This window comes from Paenibacillus sp. JT31N17 (assembly GCF_056269255.1).
The window spans coordinates 1,645,716-1,666,195 of record NZ_JBWDNP010000001.1 but is presented as its reverse complement, the minus strand read 5'-3'; the positions used below and the strand labels follow the sequence as shown (position 1 = coordinate 1,666,195).

The following is a 20,480-nucleotide window of genomic DNA, read 5'->3' as shown; positions in this document are numbered from 1 at the left end:
GTGCCACTCCTTCCAAGATTTAAGTCTTATTCCGATTCCGTCAGTTTCCGCAGGGCCTCATGCAGGGTTCGGGTTTTGGCCGCATTCAACTGGAACCCGATCTCGAGACATAGCGTCTTCGACGGCGGCATGCCTGGCGCGATATTCTGCTTCATGTGTCCCAGCACCTCGCCGGACGCCTCGGACTTGCGGATCTCGTCGCGAACCCAATCGGTCAGCGTATCCGTGTCCATATATTCCCCGAAAAACATCCGCACGAGGAAATCCGAACGGAAGCTGTCCTTCTCCATCGGCGATTCTAGAAAAGCTTGAAACTGCTGGCGTCCGGCATCGGTCAGCGAATACACGTTTTTATTCGGCCTCCCGTCCTGAATGACGTTTTCCTTGATGATATACCCCTGCGCCTCCAGCTTCGCGAGAGTCGGGTAGATCGTGCCAAAGCTGGCATCGAAAAAGAAAGACAGCGGCATCTCGAGCATTTGCTTGATTTCGTACCCGGACAGCGGCTGGCGGTGAAGCAAGCCCAATATGACATCTTGACTGTTCATTTTAATAATGGCCTCCCGGGGTATAGTTTGATGATGGATTCAATATATCAGGTCAACATATATCGAGTCAATATATAATTTGGTTATTGGTCTGCCATCGTCGAGGAGACATGAACGAACGGTTTAAAGGTTTAATAACCATTCAGGATCGTAGCCTTTTAACAAAAATAAACGCCAGGCCGCATAAATCACATGCGGTTTGGCGTTTATTTATACTATCTGCAGCATCTATCATCTTCATCATGAGCCGCTCTTTCTCCTTCAGCACTGATTAACAAGTAGGCCGGGGGAGGCTGTCACTCGCACCTTGAAGGTTGGTCGGAAAGTTGGAAGGCGTGTTCTTGGGGCTCGTAGTTTTCTTTGGTGGCAGCCTATTTGGTTATTTGGAGCGTGTTTATATCCGTTCAATGATGTCATGACAACAGAGTTGAGTACTCCAGTTATTCGATTATTTTATCTGCGCAGGCAGCTTTCTAAGTTAAAGAAAGAGAACGGAATCATACAACTTATTTGTGGGATCAAGTTCCTGTCAATTGCCAATGACAAAAACTTGATCCCATTTCCGATTTTGACAAGAATCTGATCTCATTCGCGATGGACGTCATAAATGGTCGTACTGGAAAAACAAGAGTTCTCCGAAGCAGCCACGTTTATTGACGGGAATCAATAGTGGATTTCACTATAATAACGTGAAAATCCTCGACGCGCAGTCCTGCAACTGCGACATGTCCAGGATTCAAGGGAGCCATTTTAAAATAATGGTTAAATTCTTGATTTTAATAACAGCTGTGCGTATTTATTCAATAAGTGTCCCATTTAAAACCATTAAACATTGTTGCTGCTAGCAAAATATTCACGGGTATCTTTGCGCGATTGAGGGGTTAATACGCGATCAAGCTCTTCATTCAACCAAGTTAGTGACTTTTTGCGCAGAAGATTGCGCATGCTATCTTCTGCTTCGAGCATAGTCAAGTTTATCACACAGGAAGAAGCTCGAGTGCATGCTGCATAGTCTTCATCACGGCATAGATAGCTATTATCTTTGATATTTTTACATTGAAAAATGGGCGCTGCACCTTCAACCGCTTCAACTACATCCCAAAAAGAAATATCCGCAGGAGACCTGGCTAATTTATAGCCTCCTTTTACACCAGGGACTGAGCTTACGATACCAGCTTTTGTTAATTTACTGAAAATCTTCGAAAGATAGGTCTCTGAAACACCTTGAAAAGCGGAAAGCTCTTTAATCCCGATCGTTGAATCAGGAGGAATATCAATTAGATAGACCAAGCAATGAAGTCCATATTCAACGCCAATACTATACTGCATACAAACACCTGCTTTCTGGATGAAAAAGTTGTTATTAATCATCTTAGGTTGATTTAAAACCCTTGTCAAATGAGGGTATTTGGGTATTTTGTGCTAAATGACCCATGATTTTTGGTTGACAGCCACAAGTGAAAGGTTTATATTGTGGATGAGGTTAATCGACGATAAACATTGTCAGCGTTATACTTCATAAAGCAGGATAAAATTTGTTGTTCACGGAGGAGATTACTATGAAGGTTAGATTAAATCATATGAGTGCAAGCCCAGGTGCTGTGCAAGCAATGATGAAACTGGAAGGGTTTATTAAGACGAGTGGGTTGGATGCAAATCTTTATGAATTAATTAAGATCAGAGCATCACAAATTAACGGGTGTGCTTATTGTATTGACATGCATACACGGGATTCACGGAAAATGGGCGAAACGGAGCAGCGGATTTATTTGCTTAACGCGTGGCGCGAAGCCCCCTTTTATTCCGACAAAGAAAGAGTGGTGCTTGAGCTTACGGAAGCTGTAACCCGTATTTCCGAGCAAGGCGTGCCGCAGGAATTGTATGAAAGAGTTCGGGCACATGTAGATGAGGCAGAATATGTGGCAATCATTATGGCAATCAATACCATTAATTCATGGAACCGAATCGCCATCTCCACGGGGATGTTCCCTGAAAAGGAGTAAAAGAGAAGTTTACTGAGAGTAGTAAAAGCTTTATAAAAAGCTCTTACAATTGGTCGTCCATCGAAGATAACGGCCGGTCTTCATGGTATACCTATGCAGTGAGCTCCGCTGAATAACGAGGAGGGAGCAATCATGTCAACTGTTTTATACGTGACCGCACATCCGCTGGATAAGAGTGCATCCCATAGTTTGTCCGTAGGCCATGAGTTTATCCAAGCCTACCGTGAAGCAAACCCTAACGATGAAGTTATTCATCTGGATCTATATAAAATGGATATCCCGCAGCTGGACGCTGAAGTATTACTTGGCTGGGAGCAATTGAAAAGCGGCAGTTCTTTTGATCAATTGAGCTCGGATTCTCAGGCTAAAGTGGCCCGTTTGAATGTACTGGTTGATCAATTTCTCGCCGCAGATAAAATCGTTGTCGTCAATCCTGTCTGGAATTTCTTGTTTCCACCCGTATTGAAGGCTTATATTGACGCCATATGCATACCCGGAAAGACAGTTAAACATACGCCAGAGGGCAAAATTGGTTTAGCGTCTGACAAAAAAATGCTTCATATCCAGGCTTCCGGCAGCGTGCTCTCCGAGGGAGCAATGGCAAGCTTCGAATTCAGCCACCGATATTTGACTGCTGTATCCAATTTCATAGGAATACCTTCAATTGAAGTTATTTATATCGAGGGCACGGGAGCTGCACCGGATCAAGCGCCTGCTATTAAAGAAAAAGCGATTCAACAAGCGCTCGAACTAGCCAAAAGCTTCTAAGCTAGCAGATTCATTTCTAATATGAAGTAAAAAAATAAACCGGAATCGGGTGTGACGAATGGTTCAAGTATCTCCAGTATCATGCCTGAAAAAACGTGAATTGGAAATTGTATCAATCGTTCCGGAGAGCCAGTCAGCTCACACAGAGGCATCATGAAATACATTTTATTTGTTTTAGCCGGGGCATGCAGCTTTGGTTTATTATCTACTTTTGTAAAGAAAGCTTATGATGCTGGTTTCAATGTCGGTGATGTCGTTGGCAGTCAAAACCTGTTCGGTGTGATTATGCTGTGGATATTGGTATTCGTGACCGCGAAATCTGCCAAGCAACCCGCTGCGTTGCATACATTTAAAGCAACAAGGCGTCAAGCGCTCTCGCTCATGGCCGTAGGAACGACAACAGGCTTAACGGGGATGCTTTACTATTCAGCGCTCCAGCATATTTCGGCTTCATTCGCGATTATTTTGTTGTTTCAATTTACATGGATGGGTATCCTGCTGGAAGCAGCAGTTGAACGCAAACGTCCTGGAAAAGATAAAATTTTATCGCTCGTCATCTTGTTTGCCGGGATTATTATGGCAAGCGGATATTTGGGCGGGAGCAAGGAAGCAGTATCCTGGATAGGTGTTCTTCTTGGCCTGTTGGCTGCTGTTACCTATGCGCTCTTCATTTGGTTTAGCGGGAAAACAGCCCAACAAGTCGATCCGATCATACGAAGCGCGATCATGCTGTCAGGCTCATTTATTCTCGCTATGTTGGTGTTTCCGCCGCATTTTCTTATAAATGGATCTTTGCACGATGGGCTTGTACCTTGGGCGCTGCTGCTGGCTCTCTTCGGTATTGTCATCCCGCCGCTGTTCTATGCCATCGGCGTACCGCGTGTTGGCGGCGGACTGGCTACTATCTTGAGTGCGGCTGAACTGCCGACGGCCGTCATGATGTCGTACGTCGTACTGAATGAGTCTGTCAGCTGGCTGCAGTGGCTTGGTGTGGGGATCACGATGTTCGGCATTGCCCTGCCTGAGTTTATGAAGCGCAAGAAGGGTCAATCCAAACATGTCGGCGCAATTACAAGTTCGTAATTATCGGTCTTTTCTCAAGAGGCGGACGCGAAATCGTAAAGGAATATTTGCGATCTAAAGCTGGCAGAATATTTACGATCATGGAATTGCAGCGTAAAAAGCGATGGACTTGTAAGAAAGGAATAAAGTACTAACTACGTTTACCACAAAAAAATGAAGGGGTGTAATGACACGTGGAAATGAGACTGAATTATATGAAAGTGCAGCCCGGTTCTTTACAAACACTTTTACAATTGGAAGGGTATGTGAAGAAGAGCGGTCTTGACCTCAAGCTGTGGGAGCTGATTAAAATTCGGGCCTCGCAAATTAATGGCTGCGCCTACTGCCTGGATATGCATACGAAAGATGCGCGTGCGATGGGGGAGACGGAGCAGCGATTGTATTTGCTCAATGCATGGCGGGAAGCCCCGTTCTATACAGACGCGGAGCGGGCCGCATTGGCATTAACGGAAGCGGTGACCAAAATTTCGGAGGCTGGCGTGCCGCAGGAATTGTATGAGCAAGTCCGCAAGCATTTCGACGAGGGCGAATTTGTCAATTTGATTATGGCGATTAATGCGATCAACTGCTGGAATCGAATGGGAATTTCAACGGGCATGGTGCCTGGAGAATATCAGCCGGCCGTACGCAAATAGCCGCAGGCGAAATCCCCGTACATCGACTATGTACGGGGATTGACTTTAATCAAAGACCTGCATTAGCCATGGTCTCCATTGCTTTATAGACTAAAGTTCACCTTAGCAAGATGAGACGAAGTATAAATTATTTATATTTAAGGGGAGGAAAAATGAGGTATAAAATACTTCTGTTTGATTTAGATGATACCTTGTTAGATTTCGGCGCTAATGAAACGGATTCGTTAACCAAATTGTTTCAGCATTACGGCTATACTTTATCGGATGAGTTGTTTCGAATATATAATGCCGTCAACAAACAACTATGGGCTGAATATGAAAATGGAAATATTGTATTGGATGATGTGCTGAACGCAAGATTTTCAGAAACGATGTTAAGACTGGGTAAAGCTGTGGATGGCATGGAATGGGAAAATCTGTATCGGGAGCTTTTGGGCAATGGAAGTCAGCTTATAGAAGGAGCTTTAGAAGTGTGTCAGAGCTTGTCCATATCCCATAGACTGTTTGTTATCACGAATGGTATAACCCAAACTCAGATCAAGCGCTTGAAGCAGTCAGGTTTGCATGAGTTCTTTGAAGACATTTTTGATTCTCAAAGCATTGGATTTCAAAAGCCATCAAAAGCGTTTTTCGATTACGTGAGAAGTCATATTAAAGATTTTAATATAAAGGAAGCACTTATTATCGGGGATTCATTAAATACCGATATAAAAGGCGGTCTTCAGTACGGAATTGATACCTGCTGGATCAACACAACGTCACAAAAAGGCAATGCCGAAATTCAAAGCACATACACGGTTACAAGCTTAGTGGAATTATTCGACATCTGTAACCAAAGCTAAAGATAGACAAAGCGGGATACTGGTAAGTTGCCAATAGGCTTTTTTGATCTGGTCACTGGCGTGCATCAGGTCCGTTTCGAGGTAGTCCTGCATCATATATTGGGTCAAAAATGATTGAAATCCATGTAAATCATTCAAACATCACAATTTTAAACCTATATAACAAATAAGTAAGTGCTACTATATAACAACTTTATGAATTATAATATCACAAGCAAGTTCATTTACTTGAAAATATGAAATCCAGCAGAATCGAACTGGTTATATGGTTTTTTATAACCATAAGTTGGACGATGAGCCAGACGAAAGATAACGACCAGGAGGAACAACAAGAGATGCATACTAATAACTCTTATAAGGTAACACCCCAGGAGCCGATTCCATCGGGCTTCGGCAAGCAAACAACGGCGAAGGAGGCACTCGGCGGACGCGACTTGAGTGGGAAGGTTGCCATCGTGACCGGCGGATACTCCGGACTCGGACTCGAAACAACCCGCGTTCTGGCGGAAGCCGGAGCTTCGGTTATCGTGCCTGCGCGCACCGCGGAGAAGGCCCGGGTTTCAATCGCCGCCATTCCGCGGGTGGAGCTGGAGGAGATGGATCTAATGGATCCGGCTTCAATCGACGCATTCGCGCAGCGGTTTCTTGATTCTGGGCGGTCCTTGGATATCCTCGTCAATAGCGCTGGCATCATGGTGCCTCCGCTGGTGCGCGACGCACGCGGCTACGAATCCCAATTTGCCACGAATCATCTGGGGCATTTCCAATTGACGGCGCGGCTCTGGCCAGCCTTGAAACAATCGGGAAGCGCGAGAGTCGTTTCGCTCTCTTCAGGGGCAGTCTTCTTTGGAGGCGTCAATTTCGACGATCCGAACTTCGAGCGGCGAGAGTATGACAAATGGAAAGCATACGGTGAGTCCAAGTCCGCCAACGCGCTGTTTGCCGTTGAGCTGGACAGGCAGGGTCATGCGCATGGCGTCCGTGCCTTCGCCGTCCATCCCGGCGTAATCAAGACCGACTTGGCTCGTTTTTTGTCGGACGAGGAGCTGCGTGCCATGGGGATTATAGATGATCAAGGACAGCCTGTTAATAATCCGTCCCTGGGATACAAGACGGTCGAACAGGGCGCTGCGACTAGCGTCTGGTGTGCAACCAGTACGCAACTGGATGGAAGAGGTGGCGTTTACTGCGAGAACGTCGATATCGCAACGGCAGTCCTGACGGACACTCCGGTAAGTTCGACAGTCTCGGGCGTGCCGCCATGGGCTATCGATCCCGCTTCCGCGAAACGGCTCTGGCAGCTCAGTGAAGAGATGACTGGTGTGAAGTTCACGAGCTGAGGGGAAATGTACCGGACGCGGAAGTAATCTTTGTAGAGCGCACATGTAAAACAACGCAATCCTATGGTGGTCAAGCTGTCGAGGAATCCTCGACAGCTTTTTATTGTTGTAACGGCATAATCACATCTGGAAATTCTAACTCCCATTACAGGGCGGGGCCTTTGAATCCTCGGACCATACAGCTCTTGATTCGTGCCGGAATTTCCATACGTTTGACTGGTGCGAGTCGTTAAGGTTCCATTTGGGTACGGGTGGAGGGTTGGATCACCTCGCTTCGCGAAAAAAATAAAACGATTGGAATGCCTGACTATTTTTGTCAGGGATAGAGGATTATAATCATTATGAGGATGAAAAAAATCCCAAGAGGAATGGGGGAAACGGCGATTCCGGACGCTTCAGGGAAAGAAGATTTGCACCGATGACAAAGGCAGAATATATGTGATTGATCTTCTCGATGCTTCGCTCGGGCAAGCCGATGACCGCCAAGCGGCCAGCGTCCTATAGTGATGTTAGCTGATATCTCACAAGAAGAAAGGGAGATGAACGATGAGTAAATACGCCATGTTCGGAAAATTGACGGCCCACCCGGGGAAACGGGAAGAACTCGCGAAGATGATGCTTGAATCCGGAGAAACGCTGAACGATATGGAGGGCTGTATCTATTATATTCTACATGCGGCTGAAGAAGATCCGGACGATCTGTGGATCACCGAGCTGTGGGAGAGTCAGGAGGCGCATGCCTTGTCTCTGAAGAACGAGAACGTGCTTGCGCTCATCGGACGCTGCCGGCATTTAATCGCCGGGGGGAGCGCCGTTAAGGTTCGGCCGCTCGGGGGTAAAGGGTTTTAAATCACGAGGTGTACTAAAAAACTATCGATGACCTGACCGAAGCGCCCGATGAGTCGGTTGCCGCCGAGCTGTCACGGGCAGCCTCGGAAGGATGGGAGGCTGGGACCTCATCCTTCAGACGCCGGAGGGCTGCGGGATTGAAGCCGACCCTGCCTGGGTTTGGATCCGTTAAGCATGAGGCCAGCAGATCGCTTGGCCTCATGCTTGACCGCATCACCTGATTGATGCTCGACGGCTTGCCCTTCTTCGACGGCGAGACCGAGCCCTGTATCAATGGGCGTATCCTGGCAGTTGGCGCATACTTTGGCGAGGCGAGCGATCGGCTTCCCGAAGGTCGACGATCCCCGTTCCGAGAATGACGAATTCGTCCCGGACTGATGCTGAAGATGAAAGTACATATGCCGGTTTACAAAAACATTGTCCGAATGAAGTCCGCGTAAACCGCGGGATTTTTTTGCTGGCGGATCAAGTTCTTATCATTTGGTGATGATAAGAATTCGATCCTATTCCCGTTTTGTGACAAGAACATTCTCTTGATTGCCGACAGTAACGGGGCATTAAGTTAGCGGGCTGTTCTTGCTGACAGCTGGTCAGAGGCATGGATCAATCCCCATTAAAAGCGGCTTTAAACATTGGTATCGCAGGCATGTGAAAAAAAAATGAACTCCATCGGTGACTTGTTCCGTATACCTATTGCGGACTAATCTGACTTTGTCGGCTCATAATACTTACAATGGTTGAAAAGGGGAGAATGTAAATTGGATTCATTGTGGTTGGAGTATGCGTGGGCACTACTAATACTTATCGGTTTGGAAGGATTGCTATCTGCTGACAATGCGCTCGTATTGGCTGTTATCGCGAAGCATTTGCCGGAGGACCAGAAGAAGAAAGCGATTAACTATGGGATCATTATGGCTTTTGTTTTCCGCTTCGCCGCTCTCTTTGCGATATCATTTATTGCGAACGTCTGGCAAATACAGGCGATCGGAGCTGCTTACCTTCTGTACCTCGGGTTAAAGCACATCATCAAAGCGCGTTTTGGCAAGGAAAATGAGAACATTCGCGAGGACATAAAGACAGATGCCGCAGGAAAAGGCTTCTGGCCAACCGTTGGAAAAATCGCACTTGCGGATCTCGCCTTTGCGATTGATTCCATTCTTGCTGCAGTAGCTCTGGCACTTGGTCTTCCGGATTCACCGCTTGGTGATTTCGGTGGTATGGACGGAGGAAAATTCCTGATTGTCGTGCTTGGCGGAATTGCCGGGCTCATCCTGATCAAATTCGCAGCCACATGGTTTGTAAAGCTGCTTGGTCAACGGCCAGCACTCGAGACCACGGCTTATGCGATCGTGGCATGGGTCGGCGTGAAGCTCGCAGTAATTACCCTGGCCCATGAAGATATCGGCGTGTTAGAGCATCATTTTCCGCATAGTACGGTCTGGACATCCATCTTCTATGTAGTGTTGGTTGCGATAGCCCTTTTCGGTTGGTTTGCGCCTTCGGCTAAAAAACAATCGCAGGCTGATCAGATCTAGGTTCAACACCCAGACTTCCCTTTCTATGCTGACAGGTGGCTATCCCTTAAGGGATGGCCATTTTGCATTTTGACTCTGGAGACAAACTCATACGATGACGGATTATAAAAATAATGACCTTAAAGAATTAAATAAAATTTAATACATTTATATAAATATATGGAATTTAATTAAAGCGTATGGTACGCCGATGTCACAAAAGGAATCGCAGCATCGTTATATGTTTGAACGCGGAAGCACACTGCAGCGAGCTTTGTCGAAGCTTTTTTTCATTACCCCAAATTTATCAAAAGGACGTGTTTTTTCATGTTGAACAGATTGAACTCTCTTTTTTCCACTAATCCCGAAATACCAGGAAAAAAAGTATTGTACATCACAGCTAATCCAAGCAGTGTTGAAGGCTCCTCAGTCTTTCCGTTGGTAAAGAGTTCCTGGATGCTTACCATGCTGCAAATCCCAACGATGATATTTTTCATATTGACCTGTTTCAGTCGGAAATTCCTTTTCTTGACAGCGAAGTGTTCGGCGCTTGGGGCAAACTGCAATCAGGTACTGCATTTGATCAACTAAACGCTTCCGAGCAAGCCAAAGTCGGCCGTCTGGGTGAACTGGTCGATCAATTCCTGGAAGCAGACAAATACATCTTTGTGAACCCGGTTTGGAACTTCTCTTACCCGCCAGTGCTTAAAGCGTACATCGACTCCATCTTTGTAGCAGGAAAAACATTCCACTATACAGCTGATGGGCCAGTTGGTCTGCTCACTGAGAAAAAAGCATTCCAAATCCAGGCAAGCGGCAGCGTATTGTCCGAAGGCGGATACGCAGGTTTCGAAATGGCTCACCGCCACCTTGATGCTGCATTGAAATTCCTGGGCGTACCAAGCTTCGAGGCCGTTTATGTAGAAGGGATGGCCGCACACTCCGATAAAACGCAAGAAATTAAAGACAAAGCGGTTGCGAAAGCCCGCGAAGCCGCAAAACATTTCTAAGACCAATCTTCTTGCGGCTTGGGGCGCATTTCAAGAAGAAACGGCGGCTTGATCAAGGAGTTCTAATTTTTTCATAATTGGAGCTCCTTCGAGTATAAAGTTGTCCTTGAAGACTTACTGTTGCAGCAGCGCGAACAATCTAATCGATACACCTTGATCTCCAAGGAGGCTGTCATGAAGAAGATCAGCATTTTAGGTTCGAGCGGTTCAATTGGCAAGTCTACGTTGGACGTGGTTAGAAAGCATCCGGATAGATTCAAAATAATCGGATTAGCCGCAAACCAAAGGATTGATGATGTAATCGAGCAGGCTCATGAATTTCACCCGACAATCGTGTCCGTAGGAAATCGCGAACTGGCGCGAAAAGTTAAAGCTCAGGTAGATGACTCCGTAATTGTTTGTTATGGAGAGAAGGGGCTGATTGATGTTGCGTGCTGTGAAGAGGCGGACCTGGTGATGAACTCTGTCACGGGAGCAGCAGGTATTATACCGACGATCAAGGCCCTTCATGCAGGAAAAGACGTGGCTATTGCCAATAAAGAAACATTGGTAGCAGCAGGCTGTGTAGTAACCAAACTGGCCAAGGAAAAGGGCTGTAAGCTTATACCTGTTGATAGTGAGCATTCCGCCATATATCAATGTTTGAATGGAGAGGCGAGAGATCACCTGTCAAGGCTGATTATCACAGCGTCGGGAGGAGCCTTCAGAGATTTAACCAAGCAGGAAATGACGGGATTGAGGGCCAGTGATGCCCTTCAGCATCCAAATTGGAGCATGGGAGAAAAAATAACGATCGATTGCGCCACATTGATGAATAAGGGCTTTGAGGTCATCGAGGCGCATTGGTTGTTTGAAGTCCCGTATGAGCAAATCGAAGTGTTGATACATCGGCAAAGTGTTATCCACTCTATGGTGGAATTCGTTGACGGATCTATTATTGCTCAAATGGGCATGCCCGATATGCGAGTGCCGATTCAATATGCGCTTGAATATCCCAATCGTCTTATAAGCGATTATCCCAAACTTGATTTATCCTTGATTTCACAACTCAATTTTGAAAAACCGGATATGGCCCGCTTCCCATGTTTGAGTTACGCCTTCGAAGCGGGGAAACAAGGGGGAACGTTGCCGGCTGTCTTGAATGCCGCGAATGAGGTCGTCAATTTTTCTTACCGCAGAAACGAAGCGTGTTTTTCGGATTTTGAAAAAATATTGGATGAGGTAATGTCGAGTCATCATAATATTCAAAATCCTCAATTAGAAGATATTCTTCATGCAGATGCCTGGGCAAGAGAAAAGGCGGAATTATTAATCAAGCGGCAAAGTTGACCCTATGCAAGGGAGAATTCTATTCCCAAACATCTGATGAATAGATGAATAATTGAAGTCTAATGTTTTATTTTGAAGACTTAATCGATAGAAATGGAGGAAGCATAAATGAAATCCAAACCTAATATCAACTCCATTCATTCGGAATCCAATTTTCCCGCCTGGCTGCTTCTCCTGGGAGTTGTTTTGATTGCGGCCAATTTACGCGCCCCGTTAACTTCGGTAGGTCCCTTAATAGGGACCATCCAGGAGGATTTAGGCATATCGTATACGTTGGCGGGCTTAATTACCACTCTTCCTCTAATCGCATTCGCTTTGATGTCGCCGTTTGCGCCGAAGATGGCCCGCAGATATGGAATATCCTCTGTTCTGTTTGGATCGATGCTCCTGCTGATTCTTGGCATTGTGCTGCGTTCAGCGTGGAATATCGGTTTTATGCTGATCGGGACGGTCTTTTTAGGTCTGGCAATAGCCATTTGCAATGTATTAATGCCAAGTCTGATCAAGGAAAAGTATCCTTTGAAAATCGGAATAATGATTGGCGTTTATCTGGTGGCGATGAATCTTGGCGGCGCTATTGCATCTGGAATTAGTGTGCCGATGGCCAACCAGACAGGTTTAGGCTGGAAGGGAGCTTTGGGTCTATGGGGACTTCTTGCTGTGATAGCCATTCTCTTATGGATTCCTCAACTGGGGCGCCAGCAAGAAAAAGCGAGGATAGCGACGTCGAGCCAAAAGCGGACGAATTTGTGGAAGTCCACTCTCGCCTGGCATGTGACACTTTTTATGGGGCTGCAATCCATGCTATTCTTTATCTTTATTTCATGGTTGCCAGAGATTCTCACAACCCAAGGGATAAGCTCGGACTACGCAGGGTGGATACTTTCGATTATGCAGCTCGCTTTGCTTCCCGTTACTTTTTTCGTGCCTATTTTGGCTAGGCGTATGAACAATCAAATCGGCATTATTTTCCTGACGGCAATCTTCTTCTTCGTTGGTATTGGGGGGCTGCTTTCCGGAAATCATCTGGTCATGCTTTGGGCTATTTTTATAGGAATCGGTGCAGGCTCTGCATTTAGTCTGGCGATGACATTATTCGGATTGCGAACTACAAACATGCATGACGCAACTGAATTATCCGGGATGGCTCAATCGGTAGGATATCTGTTGGCCGCGGCAGGACCTATACTTTTCGGTTATCTGCATGATTTGACCAACGGATGGAAGGTTCCGCTTATCGTGCTGCTCGTCATAACCATTCTAATGCTTATTTTTGGTATTGCTTCCGGTCGCAGCCGAGTAATCGAAGAGGAAAATCCATGAGCAAACCAACAGCGTTTACGTATGCTGTGAGGTCCCATCCATTTAATCAACAGTCTGTTGTTCGAGAGGTTCTGTTATGTTATGATTCAAACAGGAGATGATTAGATGAATTCGAAAATTTCATTTCATACCATAAGCCGTCCGAAGCTGGTGGATGATGTTGTTAATCAGCTGCAAAAGAAAATTTCCGATGGGGAGATTCAGCAGGGTAGTAAAATTCCCACAGAACCCGAATTGATGGAACAATTTGGTGTAGGCCGATCTACTGTACGCGAAGCGGTAAGAGTGTTGGTCCATGCCGGTTTACTGGAGAAGAAGCAAGGCTTTGGTACGTATTTAACGACAAATTCGGGCATTCAGGAGCCTTTGTCAAACCGGTTGCGCAGAGCAGAGATTTTGGAGGTTTATGAAGTACGTAAAATGCTGGAATTGGAAATTTCAAAATTAGCTGCAGAGCGCCGTGACGACAACGATCTCGCAAACATGCGCAGCGCATTGGACCAACGGTTGCAAGCATTGCAAAAGAGCGATATGGACGCCTATATAAATGCTGACATTTCCTTTCATTTGTCGATAGCAAAGGCAAGTAAAAATAGCGTTGCTGCAGATTTGTTTCAATCCTTCTCTTCTGTGCTTTCAGATGCGCTTCAAAAATTGGCTAAGGATCCGAATATCCACGATCCGCAGCATCCTGTTCATGAGAATTTATACCAGGCTATCAAGGATAAAGATGTGACTGCAGCGGCACATTGGACATTAAAAAATTTAGATAAAACGGTATTGCAGCTAAAAGCTTTTCTTCAACAGGAGTAAGCCGTTCTCTTGTATCCTGAAACATCAGATGATATCATGAATTTGGAATGGGTGGAATGGCAAGCCAAATTCATAATGAACGGGGCGGATAGACATTGTTTTCGTTCCGGGAGAGGGTGAAATGAAATCAAAGGAACTGTTTCGAGCTTGAATCGACCGAAATTGGTTGATGAGGTGGTTAAACAGCTTGCAAAGGAAAATTTCTGAAGGTGAAATGCAATACGGGCAGAAAATTCCGACTGAGCCTAAACTGATGGAACAATTCGGTGTAGGACGTTCGACTATCCGGGAAGCGGTAAGGGTTTTGGTTCATGCCGGGCTGCTTGAGAAAAAACAAGGATTCGGTACCTATTTGATTGCCAGGCCAGTTGTTCAGGAGCCATTACTCAACCGGCTTAGAAGAGCGGAGATTCTGGACGTGTATGAGGTAAGGAGAATGCTGGAGCTGGAGATTTCCGGATTGGCAGCTCTAAGGCGAGAAGACAAGGATATTGCGCAGATGAGAAGCGCATTGGATCAATGTATTCTGGCGTTGCATGCAGGGGACATGCGAAGTTATCTGAATGCAGATATTGCCTTTCATCTCTCTGTAGCTGTTGCCAGTAAAAACAGTATAGCGGCTGATTTATTTCGATCGCTTGCATCCATCATCCTGGATGCAAATACAATGCTGTATAAGAAGCATTTCTTTCATGAAAACCTATACCAGGCCATTAAGGATAAAAATGTGGACGAGGCTTTAAAATGGACGTTGAAGAATTTGAATGAAACCATTGATCAGCAGAAATAACCATTTGTTTATCACGCCTTTAAACATCAGATGATATCATGAATATTATGTTGCTGGCTTTTAATCTAATGAACACATTGTGCTAACTGCAGTTCATGATGGATGAAAGGGGGAATGCTCATGATCATCAAAGGCATTTCGGCATCACCAGGTATTGAGATAGGAAAAAGCTATATGTTGAATAAGGCTAAGTTAGCCGTTCCTCAATATACAATTTCTATTTCACAGATTGAGAATGAAGCGGCGCGGCTGCAGCGTGCGATTGATGCTGCGGCCGAAGAAATAAGACAGGATAAGCAAAAGGTCTTTTCCGTAATGGGAGCTGAACAGGCGGCTATATTCGATGCTTATCTCTCTTTATTGTATGACCCGGCTATTATTGCTGAAGTTGAGCAGCGCTTATCGAAAGAGCTGATGAATGTTGAATGGACTTACGAGCATGTGACGAGAGAGTTTTCAAATATTTTTGAAAAATTGGATGACGATTATATGAAAGAACGTGCTCCAGACGTGAGGGATCTTGCACAACGTGTCATACGGAAGCTCCTGGGTATTATGCCTGCGGCTAGTCATCGCCTGACACACCCGGTGATATTAATTGCGGACGAATTGGCGCCTTCGGATGTCGCACAACTAACGATTGACAAAGTTATGGGAGTCATATTGGAAACCGGCGGACTGACCTCGCATACTGTCATCATGATGCGTTCAAAAGGAATCCCCGTTATCGTGGGGGTTGAGGGAAGCGCACTGTCACATATAAGAGATGATGAGATGATTATTGTAGACGGAGATAAGGGAGAGGTTTGTATTGAACCAACCCAAGAGGAATGGTGTAAGTATCTTGGCTACATTGATGGAAAACATGTGTTAGAACAACGATTAGACTTAACGAGAAAAAAACCGGCTCAAACCCTGGATGGGCAGGTCATCAAGCTTTCCGCAAATATTAGTATGCCTGATGAAATCGTGGAGGCTCTTGAATTGGGGGTAGACGGGATTGGGCTTTTTCGTACAGAGTATCTCTTCATGGATCGCTATGCCCCGCCATCTGAGGAAGAACAGTTTATCATATATCGCAATGCGATCCAATCTTTGCAAGGAAAGCCCCTTGTGTTCCGGATAATGGACATTGGCGGGGATAAGCAAGTCCGCTTTTATTCCTTTCCCCTGGAGGAAAACCCTTCACTTGGCTACCGTGGCATACGATTTTGTCTGGGGGAGCCTGATTTACTGGAGACCCAATTACGGGCGATCCTGCGGGCCAGCATGTATGGAAAAGTGAAGGTCTTATATCCGATGATCTCATCCTTACAACAAATACGCGCAGTTAAGGTATTCATGAAGGAAGTGGAGGCACAACTCCTGAAAGAGGGGATGGCATACGACCCGCATCTGGAAATTGGCATGATGATTGAAGTTCCTGCAGCAGCCCTGCTGGCTGATTTGTTCGCACATGAAGTGGATTTTTTCAGCATTGGGACGAATGATCTGATTCAATTCACATTAGCTGTGGATCGCATGAATGATAAAATAGCCACCTCGCATGATCCGTATCATCCGGCAGTCATCCGTCTGGTTAAACGAGCATTGGATACGGGAAAACAGTCTGGAATTCCTGTCAGTCTATGCGGTGAAATGGCAGGGGATCCAGCAGCGGTTCCTTTATTGCTAGGGCTTGGGCTGCGAGAGTTTAGCGTGGGGAATAGTTCGGTTCTAAAAGTGAAAGACAGAATTGGTGAGATATCCATTGCAGATGCTGAAGCAACTGTGAATCATATTCTTGGTCTCACCGATAGTGAGCAGGTTATGCAGCAATTGACAAGCTATATGACTAATCCTATTCCTATTGGGAGGAAATAAAGATGAGCAATCAGGTTTTTGTATTCGATACTACGCTTCGTGATGGAACGCAGGGTGAAGGTGTCAGCTTTACTGCAGAGGATAAAATAAAAATTGCGCGCAAGCTTGATGAGCTTGGCGTTCATTATATTGAGGGCGGCAATCCTGGAAGCAACAAAAAGGATATCGAATTTTTTGAACGTGCGAGGAACTTGAAGCTGCGGGCAAAAGTAACGGCTTTTGGCAGTACGCGGCGTAAGGACACAATAGCGGAGCATGATGTTAATTTAAATCGAATTATGGAATCCGGGGTCAGTACGGCAGCCTTGGTGGGCAAATCATGGGATTATCAAGTGACAACGGCTCTGCAAACCACATTGGAAGAGAATCTGGCCATGATCTATGATTCATTTCGCTATTTGAAGCATAAAGGAATGGAAACCATTTACGATGCCGAGCACTTTTTCGACGGATTTAAACGGAACCCGGAATACGCCATCGCTGCGATCCGCAAAGCCGAAGAAGCCGGTGCGGATTGGATTGTGTTATGTGACACAAATGGCGGCAGTCTTCCTGGCGAAATCGCGGAGATTGTGGCTCATGTCCGGACGCTTGTTCACACGCCACTTGGCTTGCATCCTCATAATGATTGCGATCTGGCTGTAGCGAATACGATGGCAGCTGTGCAGGCCGGAGTCCGTCAGGTTCAGGGCACCATTAACGGATACGGAGAGCGATGCGGCAACGTGAATTTATGCTCGCTTGTACCCAACCTGCAGCTCAAGCTGGGATATGAGTGTTTCAGTGATGAACAGCTCGCCTTATTAACCGGGAGTGCACGATTTGTGAGCGAGATCGCCAATGTACACATGCCTGTCAATCAGCCGTACGTCGGAGCTGCCGCTTTTGCGCATAAGGGTGGCATTCATGTATCTGCCATTATGAAGGATCCGAAAACGTACGAGCATATCGCTCCTGAGCTGGTGGGCAACAAACAGCGAATTCTTGTATCCGAGCTATCGGGGCAAAGCAATATCATTGTAAAGGCCCAGGAGATGAAATTGAACATCAATTTGGAGAGCAGCGAAACGCGGTTGATTATGAATAAAATCAAAGATTTGGAGCATCAAGGTTATCAATTTGAAGGAGCGGATGCATCCCTGGAATTGTTGCTCAGAGAGGGCAGCGGCGAAATTGAAGAAATGTTCACATTAGAATCGTTTAAAGTCCTCGTTGAAAAGGCTTCCTCCAATGGCGTCAAATCGGAGGCGATAGTGAAATTGAAAGTTCGAGGACAAACCGTTTATATGGCTGCGGAAGGTAACGGCCCGGTCAACGCGCTCGATCGTGCTCTTCGTAAAGCATTACACCAGTTCTATCCGCAAATCGAGCAGATGCACATGTCCGATTACAAAGTACGTGTGCTGGATGAGAAGGATGCTACTGCGGCTAAAGTGCGTGTATTGGTCGAATCCTCAGGTTTCGGAAGTACGTGGAGCACAGTGGGCGTATCCGGGAATGTCATCGAGGCAAGCTGGAATGCTCTGGTTGACAGCATCCGTTATGCACTGATTGGAAGAGCGTCAGCCAGTCATTTAAATAACAATCCTAATCAAGATAGGGGTTTGGTTAACCATTAATCCCATAGGAATTAAACAGGAGGGAGCAAGAATATTCATGACAAAATTGATCATAAACGGTTTGAAGGCATCGATCGAAGGCAAACAAATTTTGAAAGGCATTAATCTCGAGATCAATGGAGGTGAAGTCCACGCCGTAATGGGCCCGAATGGGACTGGTAAAAGCACGCTGGCTTCTGTTCTCATGGGACATCCGAAATATGATGGAACCGATGGATTCGCGAGTCTCGATGGGGTCGATTTGCTTGAAATAGATGTGGACGAACGTGCAGGGGCCGGATTGTTCCTTGCGATGCAATATCCGAGTGAGATTACCGGCGTAACCAATGCCGATTTTTTGCGAAGTGCAATGAATGCTCGCCGCGGCGAGGGTAAGGAACTATCACTTATAAAATTCATTCGTCTAATGGAAGCCCGGATGAAAAATCTGGAGATGAATCCGGAGTTTGCCCACCGCTATTTGAATGAGGGATTCTCGGGCGGCGAAAAGAAACGAAATGAAATTCTCCAAATGATGCTGCTGGAGCCCAAAGTCGCCATTTTGGATGAAATTGATTCCGGTCTGGATATTGATGCACTCCGCATTGTGGCCGATGGTGTGAATGCAATGCGAACAGAGGAACGGTCTTTCTTGATTATTACTCATTATCAGCGTTTGCTGACCTATATTAAACCCGACTATGTACACGTCATGATGCAGGGACGCATCGTTAAATCCGGCGGCCCGGAGCTTGCTCATAAGGTGGAAGCGGAGGGTTATGACTGGATTAAGGAAGAACTGGGCATCACAGATGAAACAGTTGGGCAGGTGGAATAGCGATGAAGACTTCCGTTGTCCTTCCTACAACTTCCAATGCAGCAGCCGAGTTATCCCGAAATCGGGGAGAGCCGTCCTGGATGACCGATCTTCGCCTTCGTGCCCTTGAATTGGCGGGCGAACTGGAACTTCCGAAACTGGAAAAGACACGAATAGACCGTTGGAGCCTGGATTCGTATGGTCTTTACCATACACCTGAGTTATTGGACAATTACAATGATTTGCCTGAAAAAGTAAAGGAACTAATAGGTGGAAATCCGAATTCGAATCCTGTCATGGTGCACCGTGATTCCGGACTCCTCTGGAAGAACCAAACCGGTACATTGGAAGAACAAGGCGTTATCTTTACAGATATGGAGACGGCTCTTCGTGAACACGAAGCTCTTGTGCACACTCATTTCATGTCTGTGGTGAAGGCAGATGAGAATCGCCTTACTGCCCTGCATGCGGCATTATGGAGTGGCGGGGTATTCCTTTATGTTCCGCGAAATGTTGAGGTAACGGTGCCGCTGCAAGCGATATTCCAGTCGGAACATTCGGATGCGACCTTTGCGCCTCATATATTGATCATTGCAGAGGACAATAGCTCGGTTGTTTATGTTGATCATTATTTATCCGGCCGGAATAACAATGCCGTTCATAATGGAGTTGTCGAGGTGGTCGTCAAACCGGGCGCGCGCGTGCATGTTGCTTCCGTGCACAACTTGAGCGGAGAAACAACCGCTCTGATCTATCGCCGGGCCAGGCTGGACAATGACGCCATTATGCAATGGACGATTGGAGAATTGAATGCAGGCAATACGATGTCAGATACAAGCTCCATACTGAAGGGAAATGGTTCGCGTTCAGATGCCAAGGTGATTTCAATCGGCACCGGAGCCCAGAAGCTGAATTTGACGACGCGCGCGATTCATTACGGAAGAAATACGCCAAGCGACATGCTGGTGAAGGCAGTGGTCCAAGATGAGGCCACGGCGATTATTAATGGGTATACGAGGATTGAGAAAGGGGCATCCGGAGCAGATGCGGGACAAACTGAGCGGGTGCTTATGCTCAGTGATCTGGCACGCGGCGATGCGAATCCGATTTTGCTCATCGATGAGAATGACGTTTACGCTGGCCATGGGGCAAGCATTGGGAAAATAGATGCCGAACAAATTTATTATATGATGAGTCGCGGTGTAACAAGGCGTGATTCGGAACAACTGATCATCTTAGGTTTTTTGCTTTCCATTGTTCAGGAGATACCGCTCAAGCACATCGAAGAGCAACTATACGACTGGATTGAACGGAAACTGCGCAATTGAAAGTATCCCGGGGTTTAATTAAGGCTT

General features: G+C 46.2%; 19 protein-coding genes and 2 pseudogenes. 18 read left to right on the top strand and 3 right to left on the bottom strand.

Features of this window, described 5'->3' with window-relative positions:
• Positions 1-26 precede the first annotated feature (26 nt).
• Complete coding sequence (locus AC0YOB_RS06980; RefSeq protein ID WP_475792148.1) at positions 27-548, bottom strand: PadR family transcriptional regulator; 522 nt, start codon at positions 546-548, stop codon at positions 27-29.
• Between the two features lie 825 nt (positions 549-1,373).
• Positions 1,374-1,877 carry an Rrf2 family transcriptional regulator gene (locus AC0YOB_RS06975; protein WP_475792147.1) on the bottom strand — a complete coding sequence of 168 codons (504 nt, stop codon included), beginning with the start codon at positions 1,875-1,877 and terminating at the stop codon, positions 1,374-1,376.
• 230 nt (positions 1,878-2,107) lie between these two features.
• Here AC0YOB_RS06975 and AC0YOB_RS06970 point away from each other — a divergent pair, with 230 nt between their 5' ends.
• The 7 genes from AC0YOB_RS06970 (at position 2,108) to AC0YOB_RS06940 (ending at position 8,068) form a co-directional block, all read left to right on the top strand.
• Positions 2,108-2,551: a carboxymuconolactone decarboxylase family protein gene (locus AC0YOB_RS06970; protein WP_475792146.1), complete on the top strand. Its 444-nt coding sequence runs from the start codon at positions 2,108-2,110 to the stop codon at positions 2,549-2,551.
• 132 nt (positions 2,552-2,683) lie between these two features.
• Positions 2,684-3,319 carry an FMN-dependent NADH-azoreductase gene (locus AC0YOB_RS06965; protein ID WP_475792145.1) on the top strand — a complete coding sequence of 212 codons (636 nt, stop codon included), beginning with the start codon at positions 2,684-2,686 and terminating at the stop codon, positions 3,317-3,319.
• Between the two features lie 153 nt (positions 3,320-3,472).
• Entirely contained in the window at positions 3,473-4,402 is a 930-nt protein-coding gene (locus AC0YOB_RS06960) for an EamA family transporter (protein WP_475792144.1), read from the top strand.
• Between the two features lie 179 nt (positions 4,403-4,581).
• Complete coding sequence (locus tag AC0YOB_RS06955) at positions 4,582-5,037, top strand: carboxymuconolactone decarboxylase family protein (RefSeq protein WP_475792334.1); 456 nt, start codon at positions 4,582-4,584, stop codon at positions 5,035-5,037.
• A 152-nt stretch (positions 5,038-5,189) separates the two neighbouring features.
• The gene (locus tag AC0YOB_RS06950) at positions 5,190-5,879 is read left to right on the top strand and encodes a YjjG family noncanonical pyrimidine nucleotidase (RefSeq protein ID WP_475792143.1); all 690 of its coding nucleotides are present in this window, start codon (positions 5,190-5,192) and stop codon (positions 5,877-5,879) included.
• 335 nt (positions 5,880-6,214) lie between these two features.
• A complete protein-coding gene (locus AC0YOB_RS06945) occupies positions 6,215-7,219 on the top strand; it encodes an oxidoreductase (protein ID WP_475792142.1) in 1,005 nt (334 codons plus the stop codon).
• Between the two features lie 546 nt (positions 7,220-7,765).
• Positions 7,766-8,068 carry a putative quinol monooxygenase gene (locus tag AC0YOB_RS06940; protein ID WP_475792141.1) on the top strand — a complete coding sequence of 101 codons (303 nt, stop codon included), beginning with the start codon at positions 7,766-7,768 and terminating at the stop codon, positions 8,066-8,068.
• Positions 8,069-8,081: 13 nt separating this feature from the next.
• Here AC0YOB_RS06940 and AC0YOB_RS06935 read toward each other — a convergent pair whose 3' ends face one another.
• Positions 8,082-8,342 (bottom strand): hypothetical protein, encoded by a 261-nt coding sequence (locus AC0YOB_RS06935; protein ID WP_475792140.1) that lies wholly within the window; start codon positions 8,340-8,342, stop codon positions 8,082-8,084.
• A gap of 484 nt (positions 8,343-8,826) precedes the next feature.
• Between AC0YOB_RS06935 and AC0YOB_RS06930 the strand changes: the two genes are divergently transcribed.
• The 11 genes and pseudogenes from AC0YOB_RS06930 (at position 8,827) to sufD (ending at position 20,453) form a co-directional block, all read left to right on the top strand.
• Entirely contained in the window at positions 8,827-9,603 is a 777-nt protein-coding gene (locus AC0YOB_RS06930; protein WP_475792139.1) for a TerC family protein, read from the top strand.
• A 306-nt stretch (positions 9,604-9,909) separates the two neighbouring features.
• Positions 9,910-10,592 (top strand): annotated as a pseudogene (locus AC0YOB_RS06925) (FMN-dependent NADH-azoreductase).
• Positions 10,593-10,766: 174 nt separating this feature from the next.
• Positions 10,767-11,921 (top strand): 1-deoxy-D-xylulose-5-phosphate reductoisomerase, encoded by a 1,155-nt coding sequence (locus AC0YOB_RS06920; RefSeq protein WP_475792138.1) that lies wholly within the window; start codon positions 10,767-10,769, stop codon positions 11,919-11,921.
• Positions 11,922-12,029: 108 nt separating this feature from the next.
• The gene (locus AC0YOB_RS06915; RefSeq protein ID WP_475792137.1) at positions 12,030-13,244 is read left to right on the top strand and encodes a CynX/NimT family MFS transporter; all 1,215 of its coding nucleotides are present in this window, start codon (positions 12,030-12,032) and stop codon (positions 13,242-13,244) included.
• Between the two features lie 105 nt (positions 13,245-13,349).
• Positions 13,350-14,057 carry a FadR/GntR family transcriptional regulator gene (locus AC0YOB_RS06910; protein WP_475792136.1) on the top strand — a complete coding sequence of 236 codons (708 nt, stop codon included), beginning with the start codon at positions 13,350-13,352 and terminating at the stop codon, positions 14,055-14,057.
• A 169-nt stretch (positions 14,058-14,226) separates the two neighbouring features.
• Positions 14,227-14,349 (top strand): annotated as a pseudogene (locus AC0YOB_RS06905) (GntR family transcriptional regulator); the annotation flags it as partial.
• Between the two features lie 144 nt (positions 14,350-14,493).
• Positions 14,494-14,847 (top strand): FadR/GntR family transcriptional regulator, encoded by a 354-nt coding sequence (locus AC0YOB_RS06900; protein WP_475792333.1) that lies wholly within the window; start codon positions 14,494-14,496, stop codon positions 14,845-14,847.
• A gap of 120 nt (positions 14,848-14,967) precedes the next feature.
• Positions 14,968-16,710: a phosphoenolpyruvate--protein phosphotransferase gene (gene ptsP, locus AC0YOB_RS06895; RefSeq protein WP_475792135.1), complete on the top strand. Its 1,743-nt coding sequence runs from the start codon at positions 14,968-14,970 to the stop codon at positions 16,708-16,710.
• Positions 16,711-16,712: 2 nt separating this feature from the next.
• Positions 16,713-18,329, top strand: coding sequence for a citramalate synthase (gene cimA, locus AC0YOB_RS06890; protein WP_475792134.1), 1,617 nt, complete (start codon positions 16,713-16,715; stop codon positions 18,327-18,329).
• A gap of 37 nt (positions 18,330-18,366) precedes the next feature.
• Entirely contained in the window at positions 18,367-19,146 is a 780-nt protein-coding gene (gene sufC / locus AC0YOB_RS06885) for a Fe-S cluster assembly ATPase SufC (RefSeq protein WP_475788529.1), read from the top strand.
• Positions 19,147-19,148: 2 nt separating this feature from the next.
• Entirely contained in the window at positions 19,149-20,453 is a 1,305-nt protein-coding gene (gene sufD / locus AC0YOB_RS06880; protein ID WP_475792133.1) for a Fe-S cluster assembly protein SufD, read from the top strand.
• The last annotated feature ends 27 nt before the right edge of the window (positions 20,454-20,480 follow it).